The sequence below is a fragment of the Acinetobacter sp. NBRC 100985 genome (assembly GCF_000241225.1).
Lineage (GTDB): Bacteria > Pseudomonadota > Gammaproteobacteria > Pseudomonadales > Moraxellaceae > Acinetobacter > Acinetobacter venetianus.
Map to the genome: position 1 here is coordinate 22,875 of NZ_BAEB01000002.1, position 23,078 is coordinate 45,952.

The 23,078-nt window shown below is 38.3% G+C and carries 21 protein-coding genes and 1 pseudogene; 8 read left to right on the plus strand and 14 right to left on the minus strand.

What is annotated here, in order from left to right:
- Nucleotides 1-75: 75 nt before the first annotated feature.
- From cyoE to ppsA, 7 genes are all read right to left on the minus strand, one after another.
- Nucleotides 76-954 carry a heme o synthase gene (cyoE, locus tag ACT4_RS00850; RefSeq protein ID WP_007478836.1) on the minus strand — a complete coding sequence of 293 codons (879 nt, stop codon included), beginning with the start codon at nucleotides 952-954 and terminating at the stop codon, nucleotides 76-78.
- A 10-nt stretch (nucleotides 955-964) separates the two neighbouring features.
- The gene (locus ACT4_RS00855; RefSeq protein WP_004878644.1) at nucleotides 965-1,294 is read right to left on the minus strand and encodes a cytochrome o ubiquinol oxidase subunit IV; all 330 of its coding nucleotides are present in this window, start codon (nucleotides 1,292-1,294) and stop codon (nucleotides 965-967) included.
- Nucleotides 1,294-1,914 carry a cytochrome o ubiquinol oxidase subunit III gene (cyoC, locus tag ACT4_RS00860; RefSeq protein ID WP_007478837.1) on the minus strand — a complete coding sequence of 207 codons (621 nt, stop codon included), beginning with the start codon at nucleotides 1,912-1,914 and terminating at the stop codon, nucleotides 1,294-1,296. The genes ACT4_RS00855 and cyoC overlap by 1 nt, the downstream gene beginning before the upstream one ends.
- 4 nt (nucleotides 1,915-1,918) lie before the next feature.
- The gene (gene cyoB, locus ACT4_RS00865; protein WP_004878648.1) at nucleotides 1,919-3,910 is read right to left on the minus strand and encodes a cytochrome o ubiquinol oxidase subunit I; all 1,992 of its coding nucleotides are present in this window, start codon (nucleotides 3,908-3,910) and stop codon (nucleotides 1,919-1,921) included.
- A gap of 3 nt (nucleotides 3,911-3,913) precedes the next feature.
- Nucleotides 3,914-4,966: a ubiquinol oxidase subunit II gene (gene cyoA, locus ACT4_RS00870; RefSeq protein WP_007478838.1), complete on the minus strand. Its 1,053-nt coding sequence runs from the start codon at nucleotides 4,964-4,966 to the stop codon at nucleotides 3,914-3,916.
- A 297-nt stretch (nucleotides 4,967-5,263) separates the two neighbouring features.
- The gene (locus ACT4_RS00875) at nucleotides 5,264-6,028 is read right to left on the minus strand and encodes an RDD family protein (protein WP_007478839.1); all 765 of its coding nucleotides are present in this window, start codon (nucleotides 6,026-6,028) and stop codon (nucleotides 5,264-5,266) included.
- Between the two features lie 66 nt (nucleotides 6,029-6,094).
- The gene (gene ppsA, locus ACT4_RS00880) at nucleotides 6,095-8,473 is read right to left on the minus strand and encodes a phosphoenolpyruvate synthase (RefSeq protein ID WP_007478840.1); all 2,379 of its coding nucleotides are present in this window, start codon (nucleotides 8,471-8,473) and stop codon (nucleotides 6,095-6,097) included.
- A 158-nt stretch (nucleotides 8,474-8,631) separates the two neighbouring features.
- Here ppsA and ACT4_RS00885 point away from each other — a divergent pair, with 158 nt between their 5' ends.
- Complete coding sequence (locus ACT4_RS00885; protein WP_004878655.1) at nucleotides 8,632-9,468, plus strand: pyruvate, water dikinase regulatory protein; 837 nt, start codon at nucleotides 8,632-8,634, stop codon at nucleotides 9,466-9,468.
- A 331-nt stretch (nucleotides 9,469-9,799) separates the two neighbouring features.
- Nucleotides 9,800-11,878 carry an EAL domain-containing protein gene (locus ACT4_RS00890; protein ID WP_007478841.1) on the plus strand — a complete coding sequence of 693 codons (2,079 nt, stop codon included), beginning with the start codon at nucleotides 9,800-9,802 and terminating at the stop codon, nucleotides 11,876-11,878.
- 69 nt (nucleotides 11,879-11,947) lie between these two features.
- Here the strand turns inward: ACT4_RS00890 and ACT4_RS00895 are convergent, their stop codons facing one another.
- Entirely contained in the window at nucleotides 11,948-12,949 is a 1,002-nt protein-coding gene (locus tag ACT4_RS00895) for an LLM class flavin-dependent oxidoreductase (RefSeq protein WP_007478842.1), read from the minus strand.
- A 125-nt stretch (nucleotides 12,950-13,074) separates the two neighbouring features.
- On the minus strand, nucleotides 13,075-13,590 hold the full coding sequence (locus tag ACT4_RS00900) for a glycine zipper 2TM domain-containing protein (protein ID WP_007478843.1): 516 nt from the start codon (nucleotides 13,588-13,590) through the stop codon (nucleotides 13,075-13,077).
- 244 nt (nucleotides 13,591-13,834) lie between these two features.
- On the opposite strand from ACT4_RS00900, the gene ACT4_RS00905 reads away from it, so the two are divergent.
- On the plus strand, nucleotides 13,835-14,557 hold the full coding sequence (locus tag ACT4_RS00905) for a pseudouridine synthase (protein ID WP_007478844.1): 723 nt from the start codon (nucleotides 13,835-13,837) through the stop codon (nucleotides 14,555-14,557).
- Here the strand turns inward: ACT4_RS00905 and ACT4_RS00910 are convergent.
- The 3 genes and pseudogenes from ACT4_RS00910 to ACT4_RS00920 all read right to left on the minus strand — a co-directional run bounded on the left by ACT4_RS00910 (nucleotide 14,549) and on the right by ACT4_RS00920 (nucleotide 16,415).
- Nucleotides 14,549-14,992: a GNAT family N-acetyltransferase gene (locus ACT4_RS00910; protein ID WP_004878665.1), complete on the minus strand. Its 444-nt coding sequence runs from the start codon at nucleotides 14,990-14,992 to the stop codon at nucleotides 14,549-14,551. The two genes, ACT4_RS00905 and ACT4_RS00910, sit on opposite strands and share 9 nt — an antisense overlap.
- Nucleotides 14,993-15,089: 97 nt before the next feature.
- Nucleotides 15,090-15,397: pseudogene (locus tag ACT4_RS00915) on the minus strand (type II toxin-antitoxin system RelB/DinJ family antitoxin).
- Between the two features lie 61 nt (nucleotides 15,398-15,458).
- Nucleotides 15,459-16,415 (minus strand): pseudouridine synthase, encoded by a 957-nt coding sequence (locus ACT4_RS00920; protein ID WP_023014339.1) that lies wholly within the window; start codon nucleotides 16,413-16,415, stop codon nucleotides 15,459-15,461.
- Nucleotides 16,416-16,532: 117 nt separating this feature from the next.
- On the opposite strand from ACT4_RS00920, the gene tsaE reads away from it, so the two are divergent.
- From tsaE to ACT4_RS00945, 5 genes are all read left to right on the plus strand, one after another.
- On the plus strand, nucleotides 16,533-17,009 hold the full coding sequence (tsaE, locus tag ACT4_RS00925) for a tRNA (adenosine(37)-N6)-threonylcarbamoyltransferase complex ATPase subunit type 1 TsaE (protein ID WP_007478847.1): 477 nt from the start codon (nucleotides 16,533-16,535) through the stop codon (nucleotides 17,007-17,009).
- Entirely contained in the window at nucleotides 16,999-18,978 is a 1,980-nt protein-coding gene (gene mutL, locus ACT4_RS00930) for a DNA mismatch repair endonuclease MutL (RefSeq protein WP_007478848.1), read from the plus strand. Before tsaE ends, mutL begins: the two co-directional genes overlap by 11 nt.
- Before the next feature lie 6 nt (nucleotides 18,979-18,984).
- On the plus strand, nucleotides 18,985-19,929 hold the full coding sequence (gene miaA, locus ACT4_RS00935; RefSeq protein ID WP_007478849.1) for a tRNA (adenosine(37)-N6)-dimethylallyltransferase MiaA: 945 nt from the start codon (nucleotides 18,985-18,987) through the stop codon (nucleotides 19,927-19,929).
- Between the two features lie 91 nt (nucleotides 19,930-20,020).
- Nucleotides 20,021-20,533: an RNA chaperone Hfq gene (gene hfq, locus ACT4_RS00940; RefSeq protein WP_007478850.1), complete on the plus strand. Its 513-nt coding sequence runs from the start codon at nucleotides 20,021-20,023 to the stop codon at nucleotides 20,531-20,533.
- 78 nt (nucleotides 20,534-20,611) lie between these two features.
- The gene (locus tag ACT4_RS00945; protein ID WP_034604392.1) at nucleotides 20,612-21,469 is read left to right on the plus strand and encodes a DMT family transporter; all 858 of its coding nucleotides are present in this window, start codon (nucleotides 20,612-20,614) and stop codon (nucleotides 21,467-21,469) included.
- Between the two features lie 44 nt (nucleotides 21,470-21,513).
- Here the strand turns inward: ACT4_RS00945 and nfsB are convergent, their stop codons facing one another.
- Both nfsB and ACT4_RS00955 read right to left on the minus strand, forming a co-directional pair.
- Entirely contained in the window at nucleotides 21,514-22,167 is a 654-nt protein-coding gene (gene nfsB, locus ACT4_RS00950) for an oxygen-insensitive NAD(P)H nitroreductase (RefSeq protein WP_007478852.1), read from the minus strand.
- 157 nt (nucleotides 22,168-22,324) lie between these two features.
- Nucleotides 22,325-23,041, minus strand: a complete 717-nt coding sequence (locus tag ACT4_RS00955) for a UDP-2,3-diacylglucosamine diphosphatase (RefSeq protein WP_007478853.1) — start codon at nucleotides 23,039-23,041, stop codon at nucleotides 22,325-22,327.
- Nucleotides 23,042-23,078: the final 37 nt, after the last annotated feature.

Below are 23,078 nucleotides of genomic sequence, written 5' to 3' on the forward strand. Positions count from 1 at the left end.
ATATTAATTAATTATTCAGCAAAATGATAACAATAGAAGCAGAGAATAAAAAGATAGAGATATCCTCTATCTTTTTTAGAAAAGAGGGAACATAGGTGCAGGACTTTTGAAAGTAAAGCTAAAACTCAAACTGATCACAGTAATTAAAATTACTGAAAATAAGAAAAAGCGCTTTGCCCAAAGCTGATCATTTTCAGCTTTAAATCCTAAAACACCAATATAGAACCAATATGCGCATAATAAGTTACAGATCACCAAGAAAATAATATTGGTATATCCATAAAAATATAGTGCATTCATAGCAAGTGTAAATAAAACCACATAAATTAGTGATTCAATTTTTGTTCTAAGAATAGAACGTGCTACGGGTAAAATTGGTACACCTGCATTTTTGTAGTCATCAAAACGATAAATCGCGATCGCCCAAGAATGTGGCATTTGCCATAAAGCATATGCAACAAAAATCAACAAGGCCGCCATATCGAACTGATGCGTTACAGCCGTATAACCAATAACAGGAGGACTCGCTCCAGAAATACTACCAATGACGGTTTGATGGATTGTAGTACGTTTTGTCCACAAACTATAAAAACCGACATAGACTACAAAACCAATCACAGCGAATAAAAAAGCATAAGCATTCACATAGAACCAAAGAATGCTAAATCCAATCACACCTAAGACCAATGCATAAAACATCGCAACAGTAGGGGAAATCGTTTTTTTAACAAGTGCACGGTTCATGGTGCGTTGCATTTTTTGATCGATATCTTGATCAATTACATTATTTACGACACAACCAGAGGCAACTACAAAAGTTGTTCCAATCAGTGTAAGTAATAATAAGAGGCAGTCTATAGAGCCTTGGGCGGCTAAGAAGTAGCCGCCCAAGGTGGTAATAAAATTACCGAAGAGAATTCCTGGTTTAGTCAGGAATAAATACTTTTTCCACATGACAATCAGTTTAGATCATCATGTTGTAGTGTAAGTAATTCATAATCCACACAGAGCCGACTAAGAGTACAGCGATACATAAGATTGTGTAGATAAATGCAATAAGATTCCAGCGTTGTTCAGACGATGTATTCATGTGTAAGAAGTACACAAGTTGTACAAGAACCTGAGCAACAGCAGTGATTGCAATTACTGTAACTAAAATGCCACGACTGAAACCGCCAGCCATCACCATCCCGAAAGGGATGATGGTGAGGATAACAGATAGGATAAATCCAACAGTGTATTGCTTGAAGTTACCGTGTGATGCACCTGCAGCATTATGGTCATGACTACTCATTAGACAACTCCCAGTAAGTAAACGACGCTGAATACACAGATCCAAACGATGTCAAGGAAGTGCCAGAACAAGCTTAAGCAAGCAAGACGACGTGTATTCGGTAATGTCAAACCATTCTTTTTGATTTGATACATCAATACCAACATCCACACTAAACCAGAAGTTACGTGGATACCGTGTGTACCAACCAAAGTAAAGAACGATGATAAGAATGCACTGTGAGTTGGACCATGACCTGCGTGTACAAGGTGATGGAACTCATATACTTCCATACCAATGAACGATGCACCGAAAAGGAATGTAATGAATAACCAAGTGATTACTAGGTTTACATTCTTTTTATAAGATGCAAGTACAGCAAAACCAAAAGTAACCGAAGAAATCAATAAGGCAAAAGTTTCAGTAAGTACAAAACCTAATGACTCGCCAAATAATTCTTTTGGACTTGGTGTGCCCGGTGGAATATGACTGCTTAATACAGCAAATGCGATGAAGAGTGATCCGAAAAGAATCAAGTCACTCATCAAGTATGTCCAGAAACCAAAGACCGTTAAGTCAGTATCATCATGTTCATGATGACCATCATGGCCGCGGTTGTCGTGATGAAGTACTTCAGCCATTTCCTTAGTCCTTCTTCAAGTGTTTTTCAAGTAACGCGTAGCGTTCATTCTCAATGCGCTCAACTTCAGCAGCAGGAACGTAGTAATCAACATTCTTAGTGAATGAGCTTACGATCAAGCTAACTACAGCAGCAACGAATGAAACAACGACAAGCCACCAAATATGCCAAATTAATGCAAAACCAAGAACAGTAATGAACATTGCAATGACGAAGCCCGCAGCACGATCAGTCGGCATGTGGATATCTTCATATTTAGTGTTACGCGCGTATGCTACACCATTTTCTTTGTCAGTCCAGAAACGGTCAACACCGCTAGCATCTGGTACATGCGCAAAGTTATAGAATGGAGCAGGAGACGAAGTCGCCCATTCAAGGGTACGGCTATCCCATGGATCGCCAGTATGGTCCATATTGTCCTTACGTTGTAAGAAACCAACGATGATTTGCATTAAGAAACATGCAATACCAATAGCGATAAGAACAGCACCAAACAACGCAATTGCTAAGTATGGGTCCCACTCAGGGTTGTCATATGTATTCAAACGACGAGTCATACCCATGAAACCAAGGATATAAAGTGGCATGAATGCAAAATAGAAACCGATGAACCAGAACCAGAATGCAGCTTTACCCCATGCTTCGTTGAGCTTCCAACCAAACATTTTCGGCCAGTAGAAGATGATGCCGGCAAACATACCGAACACCACACCACCGATAATTACGTTATGGAAGTGAGCGATCAAGAATAATGAGTTGTGTACAAGGAAGTCCGCAGGTGGAACAGCCATAAGTACACCAGTTAAACCACCGATACCAAAAGTCACAAGGAAGCCAAGTGTCCAAAGCATAGGTGTTGTATACGTGATACGACCCTTATACATAGTGAATAACCAAGAGAAGATTTTCACACCTGTAGGAATCGCAATAACCATGGTCATGATACCGAAGAACGCGTTCACGTTCGCACCAGCACCCATAGTAAAGAAGTGGTGAAGCCATACAACGAACGCAAGTACAGTAATCGCGATAGTTGCATACACCATAGACTTATAACCGAACAACGCTTTACGAGAGAAGGTTGCAACGATTTCTGAGTAAAGACCAAATGCTGGTAATACTAAGATATATACTTCTGGGTGACCCCATGTCCAGATCAAGTTCACGTAAAGCATTGGGCTACCGCCAAGCTCATTTGTGAAGAAATGGAAGCCGAAGTAACGGTCTAAAGTAAGCATTGCAAGTGTACCTGTTAATACAGGGAATGATGCAATGATTAATACAGCCGTACAAAGTGAAGTCCACGTGAAAATAGGCATATCCATTAATTTCATGCCAGGTGCACGCATTTTGATGATGGTAACAAAGAAGTTAACACCAGATAAAAGCGTACCTAGACCAGAAACCTGTAGTGCCCAGATATAGTAGTCAACACCAACACCAGGAGAATACTGAATACCAGAGAGAGGAGGGTAAGCCATCCAACCTGTTGCAGCGAATTCACCTAATACAAGTGAAACCATCATTAAGCCAGCAGCGCCTGCGAATAACCAGAAGCTTAAAGAGTTTAATAATGGGAATGCTACGTCACGAGCACCAATCTGTAATGGAACAGAAATGTTCATCATACCGACAACGAGACCCATAGCCACGAAGAAGATCATGATGACACCGTGCGCGGTGAAGATCTGGTCGTAGTGGTCAGGATGTAGATAACCTTCGCCGCCGCCTTTCGCGAGGAAAAGTTGTAGACGCATCATGATCGCATCTGCGAAACCACGCAAAAGCATGACAACAGAAACGATGATATACATGATACCGATCTTTTTATGGTCTACAGATGTAAACCACTCATTCCACAAATATCCCCATTTTTTAAAATAGGTGATACCGCCTAGCACTGCAATTCCACCAAGAGCCATCATGACCATGGTAACGAGTACAATCGGCTCTGTTGGGATAGAGTCCCAACCTAGTTTGCCAAAAATCATATCCATGTCTTATTCCCCTTGAGCAGCATGTTCAGCTGCAGCATGAGTTTCTGCCATTGCATGGCCAGCAGAGTGATCAGCACCGTGATAATTACTCATATAGTGGTTGATAATTGTTTCAAACAATTTTGGTTCAACTGAAGAGTAATAAGTCACTGGGTGTGGCTTGTTCGGGAACGGTTTCATAGCTTCGGCTTTAGCAAGAGCTTCTTCATCACCAGCAGCTTTAGCACGATTTACTAAAATCTCAATCTGGTGTTTAGAACGATCACCGTCTTTAAGTGTCGCTAATTCAGCTTGGTCAAGTATTCCTTTCTGAATTGCTTCAGGATTGATACTTGTGCCATTACCAGCCTTAACTGCTTCAACCCATTGTGCAAATTCTGGTTCAGTCACACTATGAGCTTTAAAGCGCATTTGAGAGAAACCGTAACCTGAATAGTTTGCAGAGAAACCGCGGAATACACCTGGTTCATCAGCTAATAGGTGAAGGTGAGTTTGCATACCCGCCATTGCATAGATCTGACCGCCTAACTGTGGAATGAAGAACGAGTTCATCGTAAAGTTAGAAGTGATCTTAAAGCTTACTGGTGTTTGTTCTGGGAAGCGTACTTCGTTTACCGTTGCAATGTTTTGCTCAGGATAGATAAAAATCCATTTAAACTGTTCAGCGACAGCTTGAATAGTCAATGGTGCTTTATCTGATTCTAACGGACGGTAAGGGTCGTACTTGTGGGAACCCCACCAAGTTAACCAAGCTAAAATACCAATAATAATGACAGGAACACCCCAAACAACGATCTCAATTGTCGTAGAGTGTGCCCAAGTAGGTTTATAGTCTGCATCTTTATTCGATGCGCGATATTTCCAACCAAACCATAATGCCATTACGATTGATGGAATTACCACCAATAGCATTAAATAGATCGCAGTCATCATCAGGTTACTTTGACCTTGACCAACTGGACCTTTATTGTTTAGAAGTACCATATCACCGCCACACCCAGTTAAGAGTGCAGCCATCGTTGATAAAGACAATACAGCTAAAATCGTTTGTCTCATTTTACAACCTCGGTGAAGAGTCCCATTCCCTAATTAAATTATGGGATAGCGATTAAAGTGTCGCATGATTGATAAGAATTTTTTGTGAAATGCTTAGCAATCATGCGACACCGCTACGTTGTTGGGCATTATGCCTCATATTGAAAAAGTAAGCTACTCATAAAGCACCTTGAAATACTTGTTTTAAAACCCGATTTATATTGTAGGGATTGTCATGTAACTCTTATTTTTTTCTATAGATATCAATTTAATATATAAAAAAAGAGGAATAAATCCTCTTTTTTTATGAATTTGTGATTACTGCTTAATCACTTTGGTTTTTGCCAATTTATCGTGCAATGTTTGACGATTTTTACTAAAGCCCAATGCATAATCGATAATCGTGATAAAAGGCATAAACAACATATTTAAAATAATGAATAAAACGCTTCTCAGCCAGAAAGCACGAATCACAGAAACAGGAGTAGAAGTCTCAATATCAACAATCTTAATTTTTGCTAGTTTTTTGCCAATACTTTGACCGGATTTCGCAATAAAGAAAGCTTGAATCATAAGCATGATAATCAAATAAGCAAACATACTCATCCATGCTTCATTTGGAATCAAGTGCATGACTTGTTGCTGTAGTTCAACTGCTTTAGTTGATGCAACTTCGGTCGCTTGCAATTGTTTTTGAATGTCGAATAATTCTTTGTACTGACTTTCATTAAAAAAGAAAGATGGAATTGCAAGCATAGGTAACCAAAGCATGAGATCCAAAACTTTAGCTAAGGCTCTAGAAGCAAAAGAAGCTAACTCAGGCACAGGTGCTTTCTGCTCAACTTTAATATTAAAAGCAGTATTCTCAGTTTCATTTTTAATTTGGGTACTGAAAGGTGAATAACCTACAGGTTCGTATACAAGTTTTCCTTGAGTTAATTCGCCAAGTGTTTTCCATTCGGTCATACCTTCATGCCAAACTAAGTCAGTGAGTAAGACTTGTTGGCTAGAAAGCATTTGGTTCACTTGTTCTAAACTATAAGGTCCAGCTTGTTGATTGTTACGAGCCAAGTAAATTTGCATAATTTAAAAATCTCAAAGACTAAAGATGAAAAAAGACCCCACGAAAGGGTCTTTTTTTAAAAAAGACTAGGCTTTCTTGATTTGCTCTTCTGCAAGGAAGAACCAAGTATCAAGCACTGAATCAGGGTTAAGTGACACAGATTCAATACCTTGTTCCATGAGCCATTTTGCAAGGTCAGGGTGATCAGATGGACCTTGACCACAGATGCCCACATATTTTCCAGCTTTACGGCAAGCATGAATTGCCATCGAAAGAAGAGCTTTTACTGCTGCATCACGCTCATCGAATAAGTGAGAAACGATACCAGAGTCACGGTCTAGACCAAGTGTTAATTGTGTTAAGTCATTTGAACCGATTGAGAAGCCATCAAAATGTTCAAGGAATTGTTCAGCCAATAAAGCATTGGTTGGTAATTCACACATCATAATAACTTTTAATCCGTTTTCACCACGTTTTAAACCATTTTGAGCAAGCAATTCGATAACACGTTTTGCTTCTGAAACAGTACGAACGAATGGAATCATGATTTGGACATTGGTTAAGCCCATTTCATCACGTACTTTTTTCAACGCACGGCATTCAAGTTCAAAACAATCACGGAAGTTATCAGAAACATAACGACTCGCACCACGGAAGCCCAACATTGGGTTTTCCTCTTCTGGTTCGTAAAGCTTACCGCCGATTAAGTTCGCATATTCATTTGATTTGAAATCAGACATACGAACAATGACTGGTTTTTCAGCAAAAGCTGCAGCTAGAGTTGAAATACCTTCAACCAATTTTTCTACATAGAATTCGATTGGTGAAGAATATCCAGCAGTACGTGTCATTACAGCAGCACGAGTTTCACGAGGAAGACTTTCGATATTCAACAATGCTTTTGGATGCACGCCAATCATACGATTAATAATGAATTCAAGACGCGCAAGGCCAATCCCTTCATTTGGAATTTGAGCAAAGTCAAATGCGCGGTCAGGGTTACCAACGTTCATCATGATTTTGAACGGTAGTTGAGGCATTGAGTGAATAGAGTTACGTTGAACTTCGAAGTCTAACGCGCCTTCATAGATAAAGCCTGTATCACCTTCAGCACAAGAAACAGTCACTTCTTGACCATCAGTCAATACTTCTGTTGCGTTACCACAACCAACGATTGCAGGTACACCAAGTTCACGCGCGATAATCGCTGCGTGACATGTACGACCACCGCGGTTAGTTACAATTGCAGCTGCGCGTTTCATTACTGGTTCCCAGTCTGGGTCAGTCATGTCTGATACAAGAACATCACCGTCTTGTACTTTATCCATTTCTTTAATCGAAGTTACGACACGAACTTTGCCCGAACCGATACGTTGACCAATTGAACGACCTTCGCAGATAACTGTGCCGCGTTGCTTTAACAAGTAGCGTTCCATGGTACCGACATTTTGACGGCTTTTTACTGTTTCTGGACGTGCTTGAACGATATAGATTTGACCGTCATCACCATCTTTCGCCCATTCGATATCCATTGGTGAGCCGTAATGTTGCTCAATGATCAATGCTTGTTTTGCAAGTTCATGCAGCTCATGATCATTTAATGCGAATTGTTGACGCTCTGGTTTTTCAACATCAACCACAACAACTGATTTACCCGCAGCACCTTCTTCACCATAAATCATTTTCTGGTGTTTAGAACCAAGGTTGCGACGTAAAACTGAGTGTTTACCAGCATTTAAAAGTGGTTTAGATAAGTAGAATTCGTCAGGGTTTACCGCACCTTGAACGACCATTTCACCTAAACCGTAAGATGCAGTAATAAATACCACATCACGGAAACCAGATTCTGTATCAAGTGTAAACATTACACCAGCAGCACCAGTTTCTGAACGAACCATACGTTGTACGCCAGCAGAAAGAGCAACAACACTGTGTTCAAAACCTTGGTGTACGCGATAAGCAATTGCGCGGTCATTATATAGAGATGCAAATACTTCTTTGATCGCGATAAGAATGTTATCAATACCACGAATATTCAAGAAAGTTTCTTGTTGTCCTGCGAAAGAAGCATCAGGTAAATCTTCAGCAGTTGCTGAAGAGCGTACTGCAACAGCAATGTCTGGGTTGCCGTTTGAAAGTGCTGCGAAAGCCTCGCGAATTTCTTTTTCTAATGCGTTAGTAAGCGGCGTGTCTACAATCCATTTACGGATTTTGGCACCTGTTTCAGCAAGTGCAATAACATCATCTACGTTAAGTTGTGCAAGTTCAGCCTGAATGCGAGCGTTTAAACCGCTCTGATCCAAGAACTCACGATAGGCAGCAGCAGTAGTTGCAAAGCCGCCTGGTACCGATACACCAGCATTGGATAAATGGCTGATCATTTCACCCAAAGATGAGTTTTTCCCACCTACGAGTTCGACATCGTGTTTTCCTAATTTTTCCAGACCGATTACGCGCGCTTCCAAAGTATTTACTCCACTTTTTTTGCAGTATGAATGACCATCATTGGTATGAAATTATACGAAAGTGCTTAGAATTAGTGTTTTACTAAGCGACAGTCATGTTAGATGAGTTTACTATAAAGATTATAGAGCACTAAGACAAATGTTTAAGGAGAATTTTGATGCCCGAAAGTAAACAAATTAAACGGAGCGTATTCTTTATTTCAGATGGGACAGCAATTACAGCAGAAACCCTTGGACATTCACTACTTGCACAGTTTCCGAACGTTGATTTTGATATTCATATCATGCCGTATATTACAACTGAAGAAGCTGCAATGAACGTCGTTGCGGAGATTAATACTTGTCAAAATCGTGATGGTTCTTTGCCACTTGTTTTTGATACTTTGGTTGATCCTCATGTCCGTGAAATTATTAATACAGCTAAAGCCGTAAATTTGGATGTCTTCGAGGGATTAATTAGTAAGCTTGAACAAGAACTTGGAATTCCGCCAACAACTTTGGTTGGACAAACCCATGCGGTAACCGATTCAGAATATTATAAAGCGCGTATTGATGCGGTTCATTTTGCATTAGATAACGATGATGGTGCTAGAACACGTCATTATGATAAAGCTGATATTATTTTAATTGGTGTGTCTCGTTCAGGTAAAACTCCAACTTCTATTTATCTGTCATTGCAATTCGGAATTCGTGTAGCAAACTATCCTTTGACGGAAGAAGACTTAGATGACAACCGTCTACCTAAAGTTTTGAAAGAGCATAAACATAAACTCTTTGGTCTGATGATTGATGCAGAACGTTTAGTTGCAATCCGCAATGAGCGTAAGGCAAATAGCCGTTATGCAAGTTTTAGTCAATGTCAAATGGAATTGCGAGCAATTGAGGGAATTTATATTTCTGAAGGCATTAAATACTTGAATGTTACTGAAATGTCGATCGAGGAAATCTCAACTCGTGTGCTGCAAATGACTGGCTTAAAACGTCGTATAGGTTAATGAATAATACGCTAATCAATTTTAATCACTTGGTTAGCGTTTTTTGTTTGTGTTGAATACGTAAATGATTCGTTATAAAACTTAGCATTCATCATCGAATGAGATATTAAAATTTTATAATTATTTGAAATTTAATTGGAAAAATTAAGTGATTTTAATTGCTTGTAATAATTCTATAAATAATGATAAATAGATCACATTTTGATATAATAATGGTGATTTAAATCTTGTTGTGAAATTGCCAGTATATAAATAATATTTCTGGCTCGTCGTCTTTTCAGTGGGGGCATTCCATCAGGAACCTAAACTTGCGGAGTTGAATGAGCAACATATGAATCTAGCTTCATCTTTACAATTTATTCATCAAATGAATGAAACTCAACAAAAAGTCTTCAATAGTATTCCAAGCTTAGTCTGGTTACTTACAGAGCAAGGCGATGCATATTTCTTTAATAAGATTAGTCAGGAATATCTTGGTTTTCATGAATCTGAATCTCTTGTAAAAGAATGGATGGAGTTGATTCATCTCGATGATTTAGATGTCTTCCAAAGTGAGTGGTCTCAAGCCCTACCATTAAAATCTCAAATTCAGGTTGAATGTCGACTTAAACATCACACTGGCGCGTATCGCTGGTTTTTAGTTTCTGCAAAATTTGTAGAACAATGCTCAGATCAAGCAGGTTATTGGTTTGTGAATAGTGTTGATATTCATGAGACAAAACAATTTCAGCAAAATCTCGTAAAATATATTCATGCCCAAACTAATATGTTGGATACCAGTGTTGACTGTATAAAACTTTTAGAAGCGGATGGATCTTTATTACATGTCAATAAGTCAGGTTGCGCTGCGTTGAATATTCCCGAAAGTCATCATACTTTTGGAATGAAATGGATCGAACTTTTACCATCAGAAATTCGAACAAAAGCAACTCGTGCACTTAAGATTGCATTGCAGGGTAAAACTGCGCGTTTTCGTGGAATGAGTGAAAACGGGCAAAAAATACAATATTGGGATAATTTACTCACACCGATTTTAAATGATCAAGGCCAAACGGAATGTGTGTTGTGTATGTCGCGTGATGTAACAGCACAAAGAGAAACTGAGATGCGTTTGCGTATAGCTAGCGAGTTAGATGAGTTAACGGGTTTATACAATCGACGTTTCTTTAAATTACAACTTAAACGTTCATTACATAAGCATAAAGCCAATAAAAAATTAATGGGCTTGATGTTGTTGGATTTGGACTATTTTAAACATGTTAATGATACTTTGGGGCATGCCGCTGGTGATCATTTATTGCGAGTTTTATCCAAACGTATTGAAAATATTCTCCCTGAGAATACTTTTGTCGCACGTTTAGGTGGGGATGAGTTTGCTGTCGTTGTAAATGGTATTGATTCAGAAAGCGAGCTTGAGCGTATTGCGCTTGAGGTTGGTAAACAGTTGGATGCACCTATTACTTATGCGGGAAATCTAATTAATGGCAGCATGAGTATTGGTTGTGCAATTTACCCACGAGACTCTAAAGACTCTGTTAATTTGATGAAATGTGCCGATACAGCTTTAAATGATTTAAAAGCGACAGGGCGCGGCGGTTTTAGAATGTTTAATCAACATATGCAGATCGCAGCTCAAAACATCGCAATTCAATTGAATGAAGCCCGTCATATTATTCGAGATGATCTGATTATTCCATTTTATCAGCCTAAAGTTCGTTTGAGTGATGGCAAAGTCGTTGGTTTTGAAGCATTACTTAGATGGCAAACTTCAGATTATCAAGTGCATTCCCCAAGTAATGTTGAACAAGCATTTCAAGATTATGCACTCGCTACAAAAATCAGTGATGCAATCCAAAATAAAGTCTTTAAAGATATGTCTATTTGGATGGAGCAAGGGCTTGAGATCGTGCCTGTTTCGATTAATGCAGCACCAGTAGAATTTCTAAAAGATAATTATGCTGAACGTTTATTGCATCGATTAAATTTATATAAGATTCCACATCATTTAATTGAGATCGAAATTACAGAGCATATATTGGATGATCGTGGTTCAGACTATGTTGTTAAAGCGTTAAACCTATTAAAACAACATGGTGTACGTATCGCACTGGATGATTTTGGAACAGGGCATTCTTCTTTAACAAGATTGAGAGATTATCCTGTAGATTGCTTAAAAATTGATTGTGATTTCATTCGGAGAATGAATCAAGATGAAGCTATTTTAGCGATTGTGCAGGCAATCGTAGCTTTAGGACCAAAACTTTCTTTAGATATTGTGGCAGAAGGAATTGAAAATACAGAACAATTAGAATTATTAAAAAGTTCTGGATGTACTATGGGACAGGGGTATTTGTTTAGTCAAGCCGTTAATATGCAACGTGCAAAACAAATGCTTACGCAGGCTATTTAAATGAAGACAGTTAGTTTTGTTATGAATAAGGCTTATTATTGATCAATAAGCCTTATTCATGATTTGAGTTTATGTGTTTTTAATATCCATTAGTAAGCTAAAGTTTTCTAAGCGCTTATCCGTATCGTAAATATCACAAGTAAAGATAAATTCATCTACATCGTATTGCGCAGCGATCTTTTCTAGACCTGTTTTGACTGTTTGTTGTGAGCCAATTTGGGCCATCGCATAGAAATTTTGAATCGCCATTTGTTCAGCACTTGTTGCTAAACCCTCAGTCGATTCAATAGGTGGTTTTAACTTTAAACTATGACCACGAATTAAATTTAAAATACGTTGATACGAACTGGTCGCTAGATATTGAGCTTCTTCATCAGTTTCTGCTACAACAGAAGGGATACCCATTGAAACATAAGGTTTATCTAGATATTCAGATGCTTGGAAATTATCGCGATATAGTTGAATCGCTTGACCTAGCATTCTAGGAGCGAAATGTGATGCAAATGAGTAAGGTAATCCTAGTTTAGCTGCAAGTTGTGCACTAAACAGACTAGAACCCAATAACCAAACTGGAACGTGAGTATTTTGCCCAGGTGTAGCAATGATTCTTTGGTTTGCTTGAGGTGCTTTAAAATACTGCAAAATCTCCATAACGTCTTGAGGGAATTGATCTTCTGTTTCTTGTCTCCCTCGACGTAAGGCTCTCATTGTTAACGGATCTGTTCCAGGAGCGCGACCCAAACCAAGTTCAAATCGATTGGGGTAAAGTGTTGCTAAAGTTCCAAACTGTTCTGCAACAACGAGTGGAGCATGATTAGGTAGCATAATGCCGCCCGAACCTAAGCGAATATTTTGAGTATGTGCAGCGATAAAGCCTAATAAAACTGCTGTAGCAGAACTGGCAATACCATCCATATTATGATGTTCTGCTAACCAAAAGCGCTCATAACCTAGTTTTTCAGCATGTTGCGCTAATTCAAGTGCATGTCTTAGAGAAAACTCGATACTTTTGTCATCTCTAACGGGAGCTAATTCTAAAATAGAGAACTTTAAATCTTGCAGTGATTTCATAATAAATACTCAATACTTTATATCGTAATAATACGATATGTGTGGAATTTTGTATATCGTTATTTTTCGATATTTATTTTGAAGTAATAAAAAAAGCACCCGTAGGTGCTTTGAGAAAAAACAGATTAACGGTTTTTATACCAACCGCGGTGCAAGCCATTGTCATGACGGTATTTATGACGAGAGTTCGAATTATAGTAGCGACGATCATCGTAAGAACGACGATTGTCATAGCGACGGTCATAACGATCATTATAACGACGATCAGCATCACGATCTTGACCAACTTTTTGACCTAATGCAGCTCCACCAGCAGCACCAATCGCAGCACCAATATAACCACCATTTGTGCCACCCATGTTACGACCAACGGTATATCCGCCTACACCACCTAAACCACCACCGATGGCTGCTTCAGTACGATCTCGTTTATTACTTGATGCGGCTGCACCACCAGCACCACCAATTGCAGAACCAAGCATAGCGCCTGTTTGACCGCCAAGCTGCTGACCAATTGCTGTGCCAACCACACTACCTAAAGCTGAAGTCGCTGCAACGCGTGTAGAGTTATCAGCATGGGCAACATTCATCATTGAGGCAGTTGCTAAAATTGCACCACATAACCAAATATTCGATTTCATTGTGAAACTCCTTATCCATTGTTCTGGACAGCATTTTTTTAACTTGATGCAAATGTAACAATACTTTTTAGTGAAAATATGGAGTGCAATATCTGGAATGAGATAGTTTGACGATGCTTTTGTATATGTTCTATTACAAGTGAAGAAATTGTGAAGAAATTATAAAAAAAGAATGAATAGAAAGCAGGCAACGAAACTAAAGTGAATCGAGTACAATAAATTAAGTTTGATTTAGGTTCTTCATATGTTGCTGGAAAAAATTTTACAGTCTCAAGGTTTTGGTTCGAGAAAATACTGCCAGCAACTGATCAAAAATGGTTCTGTAATGGTTGAAGAGCAAGTCTGTGAGAATCCAAAACAGAATTTTAATACGGAACAGCTCAGTTTTCAGGTCTTTGGTGAGCAATATGAATTCAGAGAACACGTTTATATTGTTTTAAATAAACCGAGTGGTTATGAGTGTTCGCATCAAGCAACACATCATAAGAGTGTTTTTAGCTTGTTTCCCGAGATTTTGATTCATCGTGGTATTCAATGCGTAGGTCGTTTGGATCAGGATACGACAGGGTTGCTACTTTTAACGGATGATGGTCAATATCTTCAAGCTTTAACACATCCGCGTAAACATGTACCTAAGGTCTATCATGTGACTACAGCAGATCCAGTTTCCTCAGAGCAGAGAGAACAATTAGAGCAGGGCGTAGAGTTACGTAATGAAAAAGGAGTGTTTGCAGCAACTGATGTTGAGCTATTTTCAGAATATCAGTTGTCTATGACTATTCATCAAGGTGTTTATCATCAAGTAAAGCGGATGTTGGCAGCAGTAGGAAATAAAGTAGAAAAACTACATCGAAATCAAGTTGGCTCACTTATTCTCCCTGACTTAGAGGAAGGTGAATGGATGTATTTAACACCATCACAGAAGCTATTGAGCCAAAATATTTCTAAAGAAGATGCTTTACTTTAAAAAGCAGTGAAAGGTGTTGAACTCATCATCGCGGATGAAGCCCATCTGTTCATAAAGTCGATGAGATTCAAGATTATTACGCTGAGTTTCTAAACTAATTCGAAGCGCATTTTCATGGCGAGCAAAAAGAATAGCAGTATCAATTAATTGTTTTGCTGAACCTTGTTGTCTGTAAAAAGGAGTGACGTATACATCATCTAAGACATAATAAGTTTCACATGCAACTGAAGAGAATGCGAGATATAGAAGTACAAAACCTGTGAAGACATCATCTTTTACGTGAATAAAAATAACACTGTCTTTATTGTCATAACGATGTTTTAAAAATTGATAAGATTGTTTGATATTTGAAGATGCGCCGTAGAATTGGCGGTATTCATCAAATAAGGTCGCAAGTTGGTGAAGATCTTCTTGAGTTGCCCTTTTAACAATCATCCTAAGTCATCCTTACACTTATAATTTTATTTGGACTGACAGGATAGCGAAAAAATTCAGCTTAAAAAATAGAAACTTGTGTATAAATGCAACATTGTTAAGTTTTGTCACTTTCACCTAAAAGTGCATTCAACTCTTCAAATAAATCTTCATGGTCGTCTTCAACGTCGATAGAAGATGGATTTTCAGCATTTGCGGCATTCTTAGATTTTCGCAATTTGAGCAACTGTTCCATATTTATATTTTGATTTTCAATTGCAAAAGGAATTGATTTCGTCAGAACCACCTGTTTGAAGAAAAGACGTACGGCTTGGGCAGGGGAGATCCCTAGCTGTTTAAAGACAGCAAAAGCTTGTTTTTTTCCTGAGAATCAAGTCGAACCTGATAAACTTCTGTTTTTCGCATGAAGAATAAGACCAAATATTTTTAGTTATCGTCATGTATTTTAAACCATCGCAATGTAATTTCAATATTTTTGAGCTGAAAATATAGAATTTTTGTCATTACGTTGTGTTTGCAATGTGAGTTCGTGGTGAGAACTGAACTGCATTTCTTGGTTTGTGATGGGATCTATGAAATTAATTGCCTTTGCAAGTAATTGAAGTGGGGTAGTAAAATCATCATCATCTCTATGTTGAATCACTGGATAAAATGAGTCATTAAGTATAGGAATACCAAGTGAATTCAGGTGTACACGCAGTTGATGTTGTTTCCCTGTTTTCGGTTTTAAAAGGTATTTCGCGAGTTGTAGATCATGCTCTAACAGTTCAATATAAGTTTCACTATTACTTTCCTTTTCATTATTAATTTGCATCGTGTAAAAAGGATGTCCTTTTTCTAAATGCAAGTTTACTGTTTGTGGAAATGTGAGTTCAGAGCGATAAGCTGCAATTGCATGGTAGGTTTTTTGTACTTTTCGTTCTGCAAATAACTGTTGATAAACACCACGAGAGGCAGGTCTTTTACTAAATAATACGATGCCAGCCGTTTCTCTATCTAAGCGATGGATTGGGGTTAAATCTACATAGCCTGTTTGTTTTTTTAATCGTACCAAAAGCGTTTCTTGAACGTATTGTCCTGTTGGACTCATGGTTAAAAAATGAGGTTTATCGACCACGATCAGATCATCATTTTCAAATAATATTTCATGTTGAAAAGGTACATGGATTTCATGCGCAAGAAAGCGATAATAAAAAATATGGGTATTGGGTGTATAGGTGCTATTTAATTGTAGTTGTGAGCCATCAGCAGCATAAATAAGCCCATCATCGAAACGTTGTTGCCATTCACTTGCATGAATATGTGGAAAATGTTGGCAGAGGTAATCAAAAATCGTATTTGCGATAACTTCTCTTGGTAAAAAGACTTTGCTTGCACTGACGCCATTAATAAGTGGTGGGGTAAATTCTAGAATAGATGACATACAGTACATTCGACTCAGTATAAACGATGTAAAAAAAGCCAGTTTAAAAGCACATGATTAGGCTTTGTGGCAGTGCAATGTTATTATAACGACCATCCCAATTTTGTTCTATTTGCCATGTCGTATTCAGTGAAATTTACTTTAAATCATGAACAAGACACTCAGCGTTTTGCACAAGTACTCTCTCAGCATGTGCATGCTGGCATTATTTACTTAATTGGTGATTTGGGCGCTGGAAAAACTACATTTACACGCTATTTTCTGCAAAATTTAGGTCATAACGGTTCAGTAAAAAGTCCAACTTATACCTTGGTTGAACCTTATAATATTAATGGTCGCGACATTTTTCATTTCGATTTATATCGTTTGGATGATCCTTATGAGTTAGAGTTGATGGGAATTCGTGATTATTTGGAAACGCCTGAGGCATTATTTTTATTTGAATGGCCATCTAAAGGTGGTGAGGAAATTCCAAAAGCCGATGTGGTCATCGACATTCAAAAGTCAGAAGATGAGCTCACTCGATTTGTGACTTTAACTGTAGATTCTCAAGCACTGTCTCAAACGTTGCAGGAACAATTGCATGGCGCATGATTCAACAGATCGTTCAACTCGCCGTATCCATACTCTTAATGCCGCATTAGCCAACCAAATTGCTGCGGGTGAGGTGATCGAACGCCCGTCATCCGTCGTAAAAGAGTTATTAGAAAACTCAATTGATGCTAGTGCGACTGAGTTGATCATTCGTGTGGCTCAGGGCGGTTCGACTTTAATTGAAATCATTGATAATGGTAATGGCATTCACCCAGAAGATTTACCTTTGGCAGTGATGCGACATGCGACTAGTAAAATTCAAACTTCTGAAGACTTACATGCGATTGTCAGCTTGGGCTTTCGTGGGGAAGCATTGGCATCCATCGCTGCAGTGTCTCGTTTAACTTTGACCAGCAGTCAAGATGAACAAGGCGTGGGTTATCAAGTAGAAGTCAATGGCACTGCTTTCGATCATCAGCAAGTTCAAGCAGTTGCTGCACAAAAAGGCACACATATTCGTGTTCAGGATTTATTTTTTAATGTTCCTGCACGTCGTAAATTTCTAAAAAAGCCAACAACAGAATTTAACCATATTGAAGAAATTGTTCGCCGTTTGGCTTTAACACATTTCGATATTCGTTTTGTGCTTGAGCACAACGATAATATCCGTTTAAACCTACCTGTGGCTGATAGTGGTGAGTTACGTTACCAACGTGTTCAACAGTTACTCGGTCAACAATTTATTCAAAATGCCTACTGGGTTGATGCTGAAAGTATCAATATGCGCTTATCTGGATGGTTGGGGCATCCTTCTGATGCGCGTGCACAAGCAGATTTGCAATATGTTTATGTAAATGGTCGTATTGTTAAAGACAAAACCATTTCACATGCGCTGCGTATGGCATATGAAGGTATTTTGCATGGTCATCAGCATTCTTCTTATTTGTTGTTTTTAGAAGTAGATCCTGAAAATATTGATGTCAATGTACATCCAACCAAGCATGAAATTCGCTTTCTAAATCAACGTGAAGTGCATGAATTTGTGCGTCATTATGCCAAATCAACTTTATCGCAATTTCAAACAGCTAGTGCAGATTTAGCACAGGCAATGAAAACAGATGAAAGTACAACAGAAAACTTTGATTATCAGCCTCAGCCCAAATACCAAGAACAATTTAATTTACATCGTGCTGCGGTTGAAGCAGAGTCATCAGCCAATCAACATGTAGCTGTTTCAACTGATTTATTGACTGAATTTAATCAAAGTCGTCCTCAAGCCGTAAATTATAATTCTGGATCACAAGCACCTCGTTATAATGGTTCTGCACAATTAAATAATGCGCTTAAAACATATTTGGCGCCATTGCGTGGTCGAGAAACTCCTACCACCTTTGATCACGGGGAAGTTGAAAGTAATCAAACGGTTCCATCACGTGTGGATGAATTTCCATTAGGTATTGCAATAGCACAACTTCATGGCATTTATATTCTTGCGCAAAATACCGAAGGCTTGATTATTGTTGATATGCATGCAGCACACGAACGCATCTTATTACAACAAATGAAGTCAGCATGGGATAAACCTGAATTTTGGACATCGCAGCAATTATTGATTCCAAAAATTGTTTCAATTACGCGTATGCAAGCCACTCGCATCGAAGATTTACAACCCCAATTACAACGACTCGGTTTGGAAGTCGATCAGTATGGGGATGATCAAGTGATCGTACGTGGTGTGCCTGCCATTTTACATAAAGCAGATTTTGAGAAATTGATTCCAGAATTGCTCAATGATCTTGATCCAAATGATGAAGCAAGAGGTTTATTGCAAAAACGTGATGAATTACTCGCTGGTATGGCATGTCATGGCGCTGTGCGTGCTCATCGGCAGTTAAGCCTTTCTGAAATGAATGCTTTATTGCGTCAAATGGAACAAACTGAATTTGCTAGCCAATGTAATCATGGACGTCCGACTTGGCGTGCATTTCCACTGCATCAATTAGATAAATTATTTGCTCGAGGAGAGTAGTTGTACATGTCAAATCAATTGCCCGTCATCAATTTAATGGGGCCTACCGCAAGTGGTAAAACTGCATTGGCATGTGAACTCTATGAGCGTGGTAATTTTGAACTGATTTCTGTTGATTCAGCCTTAGTTTATAAAGATATGGATATTGGTACGGCGAAACCGACCAAAGAAGAACAAGCACTTTATCCACATCATTTGATTGATATTATTACGCCGTTGGAAGTGTATTCTGCAGCACAATTTGTCGAGGATGTTTGTCCTTTGATTGATGATATGCATGAGCGTGGGAAAACTCCCGTTCTCGTTGGTGGGACAATGTTATATTTCAAAGCACTGTTAGAGGGGCTTGCTGATAATTTACCAAATGCTGACCAAAATGTTCGTGATGCAATTACGGAAAAAGCAGAGCAGGAAGGGTGGCAGGCTGTCTATGATGAATTGGTTGCAGTAGATCCAATCGCTGGTCAAAAATTTAAAGTCTCTGATAAGCAAAGAATTATTCGCGCACTTGAAGTATATCGAATTACAGGTGAGCCAATAACAAAGTTACAGGCTGAACAACCTAAAAATCAACCTTACCGTTACACTTTTCATAACTACGCTTTGATGCCTGATCGGTTAGAATTACATAAACGCATTGAGCAAAGATTGAGCAAAATGTGGGAAATCGGTTTTTTAAATGAAGTGGAGGGCCTAATTGTAAAATACGATTTAAATGATAATTTACCGTCTATGCGGTCTGTTGGTTATCGTCAAGCATTAGATTTTTTACTAAAAAGTGACTTAAGTCTCAAAAATAAAGTAGAAATGGAGAACAAGGCGCTGTTTGCAACACGGCAACTGGCCAAACGTCAATACACTTGGTTACGTTCTTTGCAAGAAATACACGATTTTAAAACTTACGTGACGATAAAGCAGGCGAAAGAAGACTTGCGAAACTTCTTTGGATAAAGCAAAATTCGCAGGCTGTCTTTTTATAATTTTTAGTTGAAAAATAAAGATAGTTTTTTTGCGCTGATTTAAAATTTTTTTGGAGTTAAAAATGTCTAAAGGTCAAACTTTACAAGATCCGTTCTTAAATTCTCTCCGTAAAGAACGTATTCCAGTTTCTATTTTCCTTGTGAACGGTATTAAATTGCAGGGGCATATTGAGTCTTTCGATCAATATGTTGTTTTATTAAAAAACACTGTAAGTCAAATGGTTTATAAACACGCGATTTCTACAGTCGTTCCAGCACGTAACCCACGTCCAGCTGGTGCTCAAGGTACTGGTGGCTTCCCTGCTCAAGGTGGTGCTACAGGTGGCTTCGGTGGCGGTCAAGGCGGCGGCTTCGGTGGCGGTCAAGGCGGTGGCTTTGGTGGCGGTCAAGGCGGCTTTGGTGGTCAAGGTGGCTTCGGTGGTCAAGGTGGCTTCGGTGGTCAAGGTGGCTTCGGTGGTCAAGGCGGCTTTGGTGGTCAAGGCGGCTTTGGTGGTCAAGGCGGCTTTGGTGGTCAAGGCGGCTTCGACGGCGAAACTAAATTTGAAGATGGTCAAGAAGACGAAAATAATCGTTAATTGATTGATGATCTTTAAAAATGCCAGTCTAATTATAGACTGGCATTTTTTTATGTTTAAAAAGTAAGAATAAATACTATGGAAATGATTATTGCGGCAGCATGTTGTAGCGTTCTAGTCTCAATTTTATTGAAATATCTAAAGACCAAAGGGTTTGATGTCTTTCAAATGATTGCTTGGAATTATCTAAGCGCAAGTATTTTATGTTTTTACTGGTTTAAGACAGATCTCACACATGTTTCAATTCAAAATACACCGTGGTGGCTCATATTCACTTTGGCAATATTGCTGCCAAGTATTTTTCTATGTTTAGCCAAATCATTACAATTCGCGGGTATTCTTAAAACAGAAATTGCTCAACGTCTAGCGTTTATTCTTTCCTTATTAGCAGCGTATTTTATTTTTGGTGAACAATTTAGCCAATTAAAATTAATAGGTGTTGTTCTTGGTGTGCTTGCAATATTGGCAATTATTGTTGGGCAGGCAACAGAACAGGCCAATAAAGGATTAAGCTTAAAGTCAGCTTTGTTTCTATTCAGTGTATGGATGGGTTATGCGGCAGTAGATGTACTACTTAAATATAGTAGTAGTCTGGGTTTGCAGTTTGCAGTCACGTTGAATTTAACATTTATTGCTGCCTTCATTTTATCGATTGCTTATATTGCGATTACACAAGCGAACTGGCAGCCTAAAAACATTTTTACAGGTTTGTTTTTAGGAATATTAAATTTTGCCAATATCGCTTTATATGTTAAAGCACATATGATTTTTAGAGAAACACCTGCGATTGTCTTTGCTGGAATGAATATTCTCGTTGTTGTTTTAGGTGTATTGAGTGGAGTTGTATTGTTCAAAGAGCGAATAAAAGCATATACATGGATTGGATTAGTTTGTGGCGTGATTGCAGTATTATGTTTAGCCAAAGCTATGATGTAATAAAAATAAGGGAGTAAAATGAATAACTCCCTTGTTCTGATTCATTATAAACGAGTAAACACTACGTCATCTGCTAAGCGTGATTTAGGTAGTTTGGCATTAAAATCGCTATCACTGCGATAGCCTAATGCAACAATCACTGAGGCTTTTAAACCTTTTTCTGTCAATCCAAATTCTTTATTGATTGTATCGCGATCAAAACCTTCCATTGGTGTCGCATCAATACTTTCTAATCCTGCTGCAAAAAGCAATTGACCAAGTGCAAGATAGGTTTGGTTTTCCATCCATGCTGAAAGATTTTTGAGTTCATTGCGATAGAATTCGACATAGCCAGAACGAGTATCTTGTTGACCTTGTTTAGCTGTTTCATCTTTAAATCGTCCACTTACATCATCTTGTTGTAATAATTGTTCTAAATATTCTGGTGTAATATCTGTACGAGTACAAAAGATGATGGTGTGTGATGAGTTCAAGACTTTGGCTGCATTGTAAATATATTTACCCGTGAGTCCTAAAGCAATGCGCTGTTTGGCTTCATCAGATTCTGCAACTAAAAAATGCCATGGTTGAATATTTACCGAAGAAGGGCTAAAGCGCAAAATTTCAAGTAGCTTTTCAAATTGTTCTTTTGGAATCTTTTTCTCTGTGTCATAAGCTTTTGTCGCATAACGTGTTTTTGCTGTAGCTAAAGTATCCATCAGAAATTAACTCAATTTAAAAATTTAATTTATTTTACTTGATCTATATTTCACTGAAAGTAGTGAAATGTGATTTCTATATAGATTTAAGTCGTATGTGCAAAGTTTTAGCTGACTTGAATAAAAGTGATGTATTAAATTGCAGAATAAAATTTTCTTAATAGTGCCACTGTTTAAAATCTAAATCATAATTTTCTAGTGGATTGATTTCTAAAATCCACGCTGAATCAGCACGCCAATCTCCTAAGACAATACGTTGCTTATTATCAACTTGGTGGATTTCTGGACGGTGAGTATGACCGTGAATTAAATAATCAACTTGATCGATCACGCACTCTACTGCATGAGCATTCACATCCATGATGTCATAACTTTTCAGCTGCTTGGTTTGGCTACTTTTTTTGCGAAAACCATTGGCTAGTTTTTGTCGAAAACTAAGTGGTGTGCGCTTTATGAAACCCAACAAAACTGGATTACGAATCACTTTACGGAAACGCTGATATGCCACATCATCAGTACAAAGTGCATCTCCATGTTCAAGACGAAATTTTTTATGGTGAATGTCGAGTGTATATACGTCTGGTAATTGAATACCATTAAATTTATTTAAGAATTTTTGCCCCAAAGCGAAATCACGATTACCAACTTGGAAGTAAACTTGATTTCCGTCATTGGTGAAACTTTGTAATGCTTGAATAATGTCATCTAACCATGGAGCTGTATAGTCATCACCAATCCATGCATTAAACCAATCCCCTAAAATATAAAGCTGGGTGTTTTTATCTTGATATTGTTGCAATAAAGCCAAAAACCCTCGAACGAGTCGAGGGTGATCAGGTGACAAGTGTAAATCTGAAATAAACAGGTAGGTCACACTTTTTATCCTTTTTAAATCTACTACCTACCTTCTT